Source organism: Azohydromonas lata (assembly GCF_034427735.1).
Taxonomy (GTDB): Bacteria; Pseudomonadota; Gammaproteobacteria; order Burkholderiales; family Burkholderiaceae_C; genus Azohydromonas; species Azohydromonas lata.
Genome location: NZ_JAXOJX010000213.1, coordinates 1 through 449, shown reverse-complemented (window position 1 = coordinate 449; position 449 = coordinate 1). Strand labels below are relative to the sequence as shown.

Here is a 449-nt window from a genome sequence, read left to right as displayed (position 1 = left end):
AACGCCGTCGCCAGCCCGCCGTGGCCGCGCGCGTCTCGCGCGGCCCCTGGAACCGCCTGCCCTGGACGCTGGGCGCCGGTGCCGCCGGCCTGGCGGCGCTGGCCGTGGGCGCGCTGTGGTACGACCAGATCGCTCCCTGGTGGGCCGCGCTGTGCGTGCTGGCCCTGGGCGCCGGCGCGGCCGAGCTGGCCCTGGGCGTGGGCCTGGCCGGCCCCATGAAGCACGCCATCGCCGGGCTGCTGCACCTGGGCCTGCACCCGCGCCCCGAGCGTTTCAAGGAGCAGGGCGTCGGCCCCACCGCGCAGCGCCAGGCCAGCGCCTTGAAGCCGGTGAAGCTCGGCAGCGACCTGCCCGGCGCCACCAAGCCCGCGGACCTGCCCTGGAACCGCCTGCTGTCCTTCGACGCCTGCGTGCAGTGCGGCAAGTGCGAGGCGGCCTGCCCGGCCTAT

1 protein-coding gene is annotated in these 449 nt (G+C 77.3%); it reads left to right on the top strand.

Going from position 1 to position 449, the window contains the following annotated elements:
- A partial coding sequence (locus tag SM757_RS35075) for a DUF3483 domain-containing protein (RefSeq protein WP_322468880.1) occupies positions 1–449 on the top strand: 449 nt, incomplete at both ends.